This window comes from Nonomuraea sp. 3N208, from assembly GCF_052245935.1.
Lineage (GTDB): Bacteria > Actinomycetota > Actinomycetes > Streptosporangiales > Streptosporangiaceae > Nonomuraea.
On record NZ_JBQQBR010000100.1, the window covers coordinates 1 to 8,781 of the forward strand.

Annotated in this window: 6 protein-coding genes; all 6 read right to left on the bottom strand. The window is 72.6% G+C overall.

Features of this window, described 5'->3' with window-relative positions:
- Nucleotides 1-1,429 (bottom strand): hypothetical protein (locus tag ACTWPT_RS59110; RefSeq protein ID WP_443186324.1); only part of this gene is annotated, 1,429 nt, incomplete at its 3' end.
- On the bottom strand, nucleotides 1,393-3,753 hold the full coding sequence (locus tag ACTWPT_RS59115) for a tetratricopeptide repeat protein (RefSeq protein ID WP_443186325.1): 2,361 nt from the start codon (nucleotides 3,751-3,753) through the stop codon (nucleotides 1,393-1,395). The genes ACTWPT_RS59110 and ACTWPT_RS59115, both read right to left, overlap by 37 nt.
- Nucleotides 3,754-3,872: 119 nt before the next feature.
- Nucleotides 3,873-5,684 (bottom strand): GH39 family glycosyl hydrolase, encoded by a 1,812-nt coding sequence (locus ACTWPT_RS59120; protein ID WP_443186326.1) that lies wholly within the window; start codon nucleotides 5,682-5,684, stop codon nucleotides 3,873-3,875.
- A 13-nt stretch (nucleotides 5,685-5,697) separates the two neighbouring features.
- Nucleotides 5,698-7,182 carry a glucoamylase family protein gene (locus ACTWPT_RS59125; RefSeq protein WP_443186327.1) on the bottom strand — a complete coding sequence of 495 codons (1,485 nt, stop codon included), beginning with the start codon at nucleotides 7,180-7,182 and terminating at the stop codon, nucleotides 5,698-5,700.
- Between the two features lie 12 nt (nucleotides 7,183-7,194).
- Complete coding sequence (locus tag ACTWPT_RS59130) at nucleotides 7,195-8,016, bottom strand: carbohydrate ABC transporter permease (RefSeq protein ID WP_443186328.1); 822 nt, start codon at nucleotides 8,014-8,016, stop codon at nucleotides 7,195-7,197.
- Nucleotides 8,013-8,781 (bottom strand): carbohydrate ABC transporter permease (locus ACTWPT_RS59135; protein ID WP_443186329.1); only part of this gene is annotated, 769 nt, incomplete at its 5' end. The genes ACTWPT_RS59135 and ACTWPT_RS59130, both read right to left, overlap by 4 nt.

Below are 8,781 nucleotides of genomic sequence, written 5' to 3' on the forward strand. Positions count from 1 at the left end.
GGGTGAGGCAGAGGGCGGACAGCTTGGACAGGAGGTGGGACAGGTCTTCGGTCGGGACGACGCCGTCTCCACCGCCCTGGATGCGCGGGACGGCATCGTCACCGGGCAAGATGCCAGTGCCGTCGGCGGGAGGCCGGTCGGCGAGGGCGAGGAGTTGTTCGGCTGTCGCGCGGGCCTGCCGCAGGTCGCCTGAGGCCTCCGCCTCCTCCAGGCGGAGCCGGCGCTCCAGCCGTTCCAGGGCCTCCGGCTGCTCCCCGGCGGTCCGCAGCGCGGTGACGGCCTCGGACAGCGTGGCGCGGCCGCGTGTGAGGTCGCCCAGGGTGAGCTGAAGGGTGGCCACCCGTTCGAGGACGTCCGCGTCCAGACCTCCCGACACCGCCGCCATGGCCGCGACGACCTCGAACGGCGCCTCCGCCGGAGCAGTGGTGTCCTGCGGCGTGGCGAGGCCCGTCAAGCCTGCTTCCAGTGCCCTCCTGGCGCGGCGGTGTTCGCCGCGTTCCTCCAGGGCGAAGCCGAGCTTGATGGAGGCGAGGGCGGCCAGGCGGTGCTGGGCCGCGGCGTGGAAGGCCGTCACCGCCAGGTGCAGGGCCTCCGCCTCGGCTCGCGGATCACCGGTGCGAGCGGCGAGCGCCGCCAGCCTGTCCCGTACGACGCCTTCCTTCAGCGGGTCGGCGACGGCCAGGCCGAGTGCGGCGTGCAGGCGCTCACCCGCCTCCTGGAACGCGTCCCGCCGAAGGTCGAGCACGGCACGGTGCAGTGTGGCGGCGAAGAGGGCGTCGACGTCGCCTGCTGCGGCGGCCAGCTCCAGCGCCCGCTCCAGCTCCAGCAGGGCGTCGTCCTCCCGGTCGAGACCGGCCAGGCAGGAAGCGCGCATGGTCAGGGCGGCCGCCTCCTTGCCGGGCGCCCGCAACCGGGCGAACGTCTCCCCCGCCGCCCCGAACTCCTCCAGCGCCAGCCCGGCATCACCCTCCATGTACGCGAGCACGCCCAGGTGGTAGCGGACCGAGGCGGTGCCGTCATGGTGGCTGATCGCGTCGTACTCGCGTTCCGCCAGCTCGAAGGCCGTCCTGGCGCCCGCGGCGTCGCCGGTGGCGCGGCGGCGTTGCGCGATGCGGTACCACTCGTCAGCGGGCTCCCGGCGCTCGCCCCTGCGCCGTACGATCTCCACCACGCGGGCCTCGCACGCGGCGGCCTGCGGGCGGTGGCCGCGACCGGCCAGCAGGACGGCGTGCGCGTCGAGTGCCCGGCAGGCGTCTTCCCACGCCCCGGCGGCCTCCAGCTCGAGGGCGCAGGCCGTGATGCGCTGCACCGCGGCGGTGAGGTCGCCCTGGTCGACGGCGGCGCGCGCGGCGGGGATCAGCACCGTGGCCGCCGGTTTCGGCTCTCCCAGCGTCAGGTACACCTCGCGGGCCCGGACCGCGCACGCCACCGCCGCGGCCGGATCACCGGCGGCCAGGCAGGCGTCGGCCGCTGGGCCTGGTGTGACGCCTCCTCCTCGGCGAGTCCGGCGGCTGCGCACAAGGCTGCCGCGCGGAGGTGCCGGTCGACGGCGCGGGCGGGGTCGCCGGTCCGCAGCAGGACGACGCCCATGCCGGCGAGCTGCCGGGCCTCGGATCGGGTCTCGCCCAGGGCACGGTAGACGGCCGCCGAACGTTCGTACGCCTCCAGGGCCTGGTCCGGCTTGTCCAGCTCGGCATGATTGAAGCCGAGCCTGGAGAGCGCGTCGGCGGCCCTGGCCCGCTCGCCGGCCTCGTCGAACGCGGCCGCCGCCCTGGCCAGCACGGCGTTGGCGGTCCGGAGGCGGCCGAGCTCGGCCAGCTGGAGCGCCGCGGCGAGCAGGAACCCCCCGCGATCGCCCGGCGCGCCACCGCGTTCCCCGGCCGGGCCGAAGTGGTGCTCGGCGAAGCGGAGGAGCTTCAGCGTCAGATCCTCGTCAGAGGTCAGCAGCGCGAGCTCGGCGGCGGCCTGCGCGAGGTGCCCATCCATCGCCGGCGGCGGGTCGTCGAGTGCGGCGGACAGCCGGGTCAGCAGGCCGGCGTCGCCGTCTCTGGCCAGGGCCAGGGCCTCACTCAGGTCGCGGGCGTCGCCCAGGGCGGAGAAGCGGGCGAGTAAGGCGTGGGACAGCAGCCTTTGGGCGGGCGCCTGGTCGCGGGAGGTCTTCACGGCCAGTTGGACGGCTTGGCGGGCGGCCAGGACGGCGTCGTTCATGTCCTCGGCTCGCCGCTCCGCCTCGTCGCCCGCTTCCCCAGCGCGCCATTGGAGCACCTCCGACAGCAGGCCATAGGCGTCGGCGCGGAGCGTCAGGTGTTCGGCGGAGGTGAGGGCCTCGCGCAGTGCGGTGACCGCCTCGTCCGCCGTTGCCGGGGTGAGGCGCAGGCTCAGGGTCCGGGAGAGCAGGAGGAGCGCTTCTGGCCGGGCGGGGTCGTGTCCAGCGTGGGCGGCAAGGGCCGCGCGGGCCGCGCTGATCGGTTCCGCTGGGTCGCCCCCAGTGACCACGGCCCGTTCCAGCAGCGCGTTCGCCAGGGTGGCCAGCAGGCGGGCGCGGTCGGGGTGGTCAGGCGGGGCCGGTCCGGCCGCTTCGCGTATGGCGCCGATGGCCACGTCCAGGTCGGCCTGCTCCCCGGTGACGCCATAGCGGCGCCACCGGCGCTCGGCCAGCAGTGCGAGGCGCACGATCGGGTCGGTGCCGAGCCGGCCCACCGACTCGCCACCGACCTGGGCGGCCGGGTCCTCCCGTCCGCGGGCCGGCTCGCCGGGGGCGATCGGCATCGGTCTCGAGCCGCCCAGGGCGTCCAGCATTTCCCTGCCGGCCTCGAGCGAGCGCTCGTCCCCCGTGACCACGTACCACTCGACGAGCCCCGCCGCGTACGGCGCCAGCACCCCGGGATGTGCCCACTGCTCGTGCCAGAAGTCCAGCGCGCACTGCCCCACCCTGATGAACGCCAGCAGGTCGTCGTCCAGGACCGAGCCGGCCGTCCGCGCCCGCGTGAGGTCCACGAGCGCCAGCAGCGCCTGCGACCGATCCCGGGTGCCTGGCGCCGATTCGGCGGCCGCGAGGTAGGCCCTGGCCAGGTCCTCGTCGCCGGGCGTGGCGAACGCGAGCGCCGCGGCGAGCTCCCCCAGGTAGGCCGCCTCGCCAGGCGCCCCCAAGGCCGCTCTGAACAGCACGTGCACGGCGTCGTCGATGAGCTCCCGCGCGCCCGTCTGCCCGTAGAGCCGCACCAGCCCGCCGCCGAGCAGCGCGAGCGCGCCGGGCGCCCAGGACGGGTCGGTCGAGCGCATGGCCTGCTGTAACAGCAGCTGCTCGAGCCGGTCGGCGGCGTCCACGGTCGGGTGGGCCGACGCACGGCGGACCAAGGCGTGGATGAGCAGTCCGACGTGCCGGTACGCGGCCGGGTCCACGTGCCGGAAGACCTCCTCCACCAGCCCCGCCCACGTGCCGGCCGAGTCGCCTGGCGGCACGCCCGAGCCGCGCAGCTTCTCCGGCAGCCGTCCGGGGTCGGCCACGGCCACGGCGGCGAAGAAGGCGCCCGCCACCGCGGCGTCCTGCGTGGTCCGCTGGTCGAGCCGGTACCGGGCCAGATGGAGCATGCCGATCAGGCGCCAGACGGCGGCGTCGGACTGGTCGCCGGTGCACGCCCGCATCGCCTGCTCGGCCTCGGCCAGCGCCGCGGGATCCCAGATCAGCCCGGGATCGGCGGCCTGCTCGAACAGCTCGATGCGGGCGGCGAGCGCCGCGGCCGGATCGGTCATGGGCACAGGGTATGAACTGTTGCGGGCGCTCGCTATGCGAATGCCTGACTGACGCCCGGTCCCCGCTCCCAGTGGTGTTCGCACCAACGGGGCAGCGTCCGGCGCGGCAGGACCGCCGCTCAGCCCGACAGCTCGATGAAGGACACCCCCGGCATGGGCAGGTCGAAGCTGAGGGTGACGGCGGTGCCGGTGACCGTGGCGGGCGGGTCCAGCTCGTCGAGGGTGTTGGCGGCGCGGAGTTTGTCCCATTGCTCGTCCGCCGGCCAGTATCCATCCCCCATCGCGTGCCAGACGGCCTCGATGTTGGAGTGATCGTGGTCGATGCGGTGGTGGGTGAGCGTCCGCGGGCGGCCGTCGAGACCGTCGACGGTGAGTGTGATCGTGCGGGCCAGCTCGGGGGCGCCGGTCGCCTGGGACTGGTTGAGCGTGCCGTTCCAGAGAAGCACGCCGATCCGGCCGTCGTCGTGCCTGGCCGCCCACGCCTCCACGCCGGCCACGTCCCCCTCCAACGTGGCCGGCAGCTCGGCGTCGCCGAGCCGGGCGGCGAGCGCGAGCGCGTGGAAGCGGGGTTTGCGCAGGTTGCCGACGGTGAGGAGGCCGAAGCCGCCGTGGAACAGCCGGGGCGGGCGGCCCAGCTCCTCGAAGTGGTCGGAGGCCACCCAGTGCGACAGCGCGCCGATCCTGCCCGCGGCCGACTTCATGCCGTGCAGCAGGAACGCCGCCCCGAACGGCCCGTCGCCGATGCCGTGGAAGTGGGTAGGCGTGGGTCCCCACTCGGTCCACCAGATGGGGATGTCCCGCCCGTGCGTGGCCAGGGCCGGGCGCCAGTCGAGGGGCGCGTTGCCGTAGGTGTGGGTGGACAGGAAGTCGAGTGCCGCCCCGGACTCGGCGACGTGGGCGAGCAGCTCCTCGATCCAGCCGTTCGCGGCCGAGGCGGGGCCGCCGACGCGCAGGTCCGGGTGCACGTTCTTCACGGCGGCGGCGGTGACGTCGTAGAGCAGGAAGTACTCCTCGGGCGTGCCGGACCAGAAGACGGCCAGATTGGGCTCGTTCCACACCTCGAAGGCCCAGTGGTCGATCAGCTCGTGGATGCCGTACCGGGCGGCCAGGTGCTCGACCAGGGCCCTGACGAGGTCGCCCCACGCCTCGAAGTCCTTGGGCGGCGAGATGATCGCCTCATAGCCGAACACGGTCTTGGACGGATCGGCGGCCAGGTCCCGCGGCATGAAGCCGAGCTCCACGACCGGTCGCAGGCCCAGCCCGACGACGGTGTCGTAGACCCGGTCCACGCCGCTGAAGTCGTAGACGTCCCCGTCTGTTCTTCCTGGCTCGGGAGCTCCGCGCCCTTCGCGGTACACGCCCAGGTCGTCGCAGAGGATGCCGTGCGCCCGGACCGCCTCGACGCCGAGCTCGTCCCGCATGATCCGCAGCGCCTCGGTCAGCTCTTCGCCGATGGGCCGCCCGCCGGTCTCATCGGTGTTGAGGAGGTACGACAGGTGCTCCGACCCCACCATGAGCTGCCAGGGGCGCGGGAGGTCACGGGTCCCCTGCCGGGCGTCGACGCGGACGGAGACCTCCCGAGCGGACGCGGCAGGCCCGGCGTCGACTGCAGGGGACAAGGGGCCGACGGCGTCCATGGCGGAGACGGCGGCCACCGCGTAGGCCGCCGCCCCGTGGCCCGTGTCCACGTACCGGCAGGACGGGACGGCCGGCACGTCCACGTCCGGCTGCCCGACCGGCACCCCGTCTCTGTGCACCAGGTATCCGATGGCGCCGGGCACGGGATCCCAGGTCAGCGTCACCACACCGGCGCCGGGCACCGCCCGCAGGCCCGTGGGAGCCTCCAGGACGGGCCGCGCGGCCGCGGTGATCTCGCCGGAAGCCTGGCCGATGCGGTCCTGCCAGTCGCGGTGGGCGGGCGTGTTCGTCAATGGCTTCCCCGTTTCATCGAACGTCCCATTCCTCGAGCTGCATCAACGGGCGGAGCTTGGCCTCCACGCCGGAGCCGGCGAAGTAACGGTGCAGGTTGCCGCCGGCGAGCACGTTGCCGAGGGCGGCCATGACCATGCCCTGGTACCACTTCGACACCACGCCGGAGCGGACGGCGATCGCGTCGTAGAAGCCGCCCGGGCCGTAGGCGTCGAAGTCGCGGCGCAGCTTGGCCAGGTTTTCCATGGCCGCGGCCTTCGCGTACGGCAGCGCCAGGAAGCCGGCGTGCGGCGTCACCACGCCGTCGCCGTAGGCGGCCGGCTCCGGCTGGGCCGGGCGGCACCCCTCGTAGCCGGGGTCGGTGCTGGTGCGCTCGCGGTCGGAGGTGTAGCCCGGGCCGTCCATGCCGAGCGGGTCCACTCCGTACTCGCGGTAGCCGCCGTGCGGGTCGTTGGATGGGGAGAACCCCCAGTAGCCGTACTTGGCCTCGTTGAGCCCGTGCTCGATCTGGGCGCGGACGAAGACCGGGTGGTTGCGGCCCCAGCTGCGCGGCGCCCACGTCGCCTCGGGGACGACGAGGTCGGGCATGAGCGCCTCGAACATCGAGCCGCCCCAGTTGGGGACGTACCGCATGCCGCGGTAGCCGTACGTGCCCTCCCAGACGTTCACGCCCAGGTACTGCTTCCACGAGCCGACCGGCTTCTGTTCCTGCCAGCCGAAGTCGCAGCCGTTGTCGGGGAAGGTCCGGTACGGGCCGAAGTAGCTCTCGCGCGGGATCTGGCCGAGCGCGATGCCCACGTACTGGCCGATGCGGGTCTCGGCAGGCGCGCCGTAGTGGTGGCAGGTGGAGTAGACGGTCGTGCCCGTGCCGGCGTAGTCGCTCTCGACGTAGCAGCCGTCGGGCGGCTCCGGCCAGAAGCCGCCGCGCAGCAGGCCCGTGCCGGCGTCGGGGCGGGCCGCCGGGTCGTAGTAGGACGTGAAGTTCATGGAGGTCAGCAGCCGGTTGGCGCGGGCGGCATGTTGCGGGGTGGCGTTGCGGACCATCATGAGCGCCGTGGCCAGCCAGCCGTTGTCCACGCTGGAGGCGAAGAGGCGAACCGGGTCGCCGGTCTCCGGCCAGGTGCGGATGAGCTGGAGGGTGGCCGGGTCGTACCAGTTGTAGAACTGGCCCGTCGGGTCGTTGCGCTCCAGCCGCTCCAGCGCCGCGAGGACCCGGCCGACCCTGGTGGCGGCGTCGTGGCCGGTGATCAGGCGCAGGTCGCGGGCGGTAAGCGTGCTCCACAGGTAGGTGCCGATGTTGGTGGGCGAGGTGACCTTCGCCCGGGTCTTGAGATCGCCGGTCACCTTGTCGGCGGGCAGGCCGGTGGCCGGCTCGACCATGGCGGCCATCGACCGCCAGGTGTCCTTCGCGTAGCGGTGGAGCGTGCTGTCGGCGTTCGCGGGTGCTGCCGGCGCGGTGAGAGCCAGCACGACTAAACCGGACAGGACGGTCTTACGCATGAGGGGCTCCTGTTATTTGAGTCCGGAGGTGGCGATGCCCTGGATGAAGAAGCGCTGCAGGAAGACGAAAAGGAACAGGATCGGCGCGATCACCACGACCGACCCCGCGACCAGCAGGTTGTAGTGGGTGCCTTCGTTGCCGTTGAGGATGTTGAGCGCGACCGGGAGGGTGTACATGTTCTCGCTCTGCGCGACCACGGCCGGCCACAGGAAGTTGTTCCACGAGCCGAGGAACGTGATCAGCCCCAGGGTGGCCAGCGGCGGCCCGCAGAGCGGCAGGATGATCCTGAAGAAGATCCGGAACTCCCTCGCGCCGTCCACCCTGGCCGCGTCGATCAGCTCGTCGGGCAGGTCGGAGATGAACTGCCGCATCATGAACACGCCGAGCGGCGTCACCACGGTCGGCAGGATGATCCCGATGAACGTGTTGACCATGCCGAGCCTCGCGATCAGCACGAACTGCGGCACCATGAGCACGATCGCCGGGATCGCCAGCTGGACCAGGACGAGCCCGAACGCCAGGTTCTTGCCGCGGAAGTCGAGCTTGGCGAAGGCGTAGCCCACCATGGAGCAGAACAGCAGGTTGGTGGCCACCAGCACGAGAGCGATGATCATGCTGTTGGCGAACGCGGTGCCGATGTTCACCCGCTCGAACAGCTCGACGAAGTTGTCCAGCGTCCACGTCTCGGGCCAGAACGTCGCCGGGTCGCGCCTGATCTCCCGCTCGGGCTTGACCGAGCTGAGCGCGGTCCACAGGAACGGCCCCACGACCAGCGCCAGGCCGAGGGTGAGCCCGAGGTAGACGACCGCGTGCTGGCGGCGGGTCCTTTTCACCTGTTCCTCCCCAGCCTCAGCTGCAGGACGGCCAGCGCCACGATCACGGTGAACAACACCGTCGAGGCGGCGCCGGCGTAGCCGTAGTTGCCGACCCCGAACTGGTTGAAGATCGCCAGCGACGCCGACAGCGTGGCGTTCAGCGGTCCGCCGCGGGTCATCACCAGCGGCTCCTCCAGGAACTGCATGAACCCGACCGAGCTGTAGACGGTGCAGAACAGCAGCACGGGGCGGAGCGAGGGCACGGTCACCGAGCGGAAACGGGCCCACCGTCCGGCGCCGTCCACCTCCGCGGCCTCGTACAGCTCTCTCGGGATGGTCTGGAGCGCGGCCAGCAGCACGACCATGTTGAAGCCGAAGCTGCGCCAGGCGGTCATGACGATGATCGAGGGCAGGGCGGTGCTCTGGTTCTGCAGCCAGTTCGGGCCCTGGACGCCGACGAGCTCCAGCAGCCGGTTGACCAGGCCGGCCTCGGGCTCCAGGAGGAACTTCCAGGCCACGGCGATGCCGATGATGCTGGTGATGTTCGGCAGGTAGTAGCCGAGCCGGAAGAACGCGGCAGGCAGGCGGGCGATGCCGGAGTTGAGCAGGACGGCGGCGGCCAGCCCGAGTCCGATGGTCAGCGGCAGCGTCGTGACCACGAACACGACCGTGTTGAGCGCCGCCCGCCGCATGGCGCCGTCGTCGACGAGCCGCAGGTAGTTGTCGACGCCGACGAGGTCGACGGCGAGCGGGTTCGTCACGTCGGTGCTGCGCATGTCGGTG

Bases quoted from the DNA above. Each gene is read 5' to 3' on its own strand.
- ACTWPT_RS59115 (WP_443186325.1), bottom strand. From the start codon at position 3,753: ATGACCGATCCGGCCGCGGCGCTCGCCGCCCGCATCGAGCTGTTCGAG.
- ACTWPT_RS59125 (WP_443186327.1), bottom strand. From the start codon at position 7,182: ATGCGTAAGACCGTCCTGTCCGGTTTAGTCGTGCTGGCTCTCACCGCG.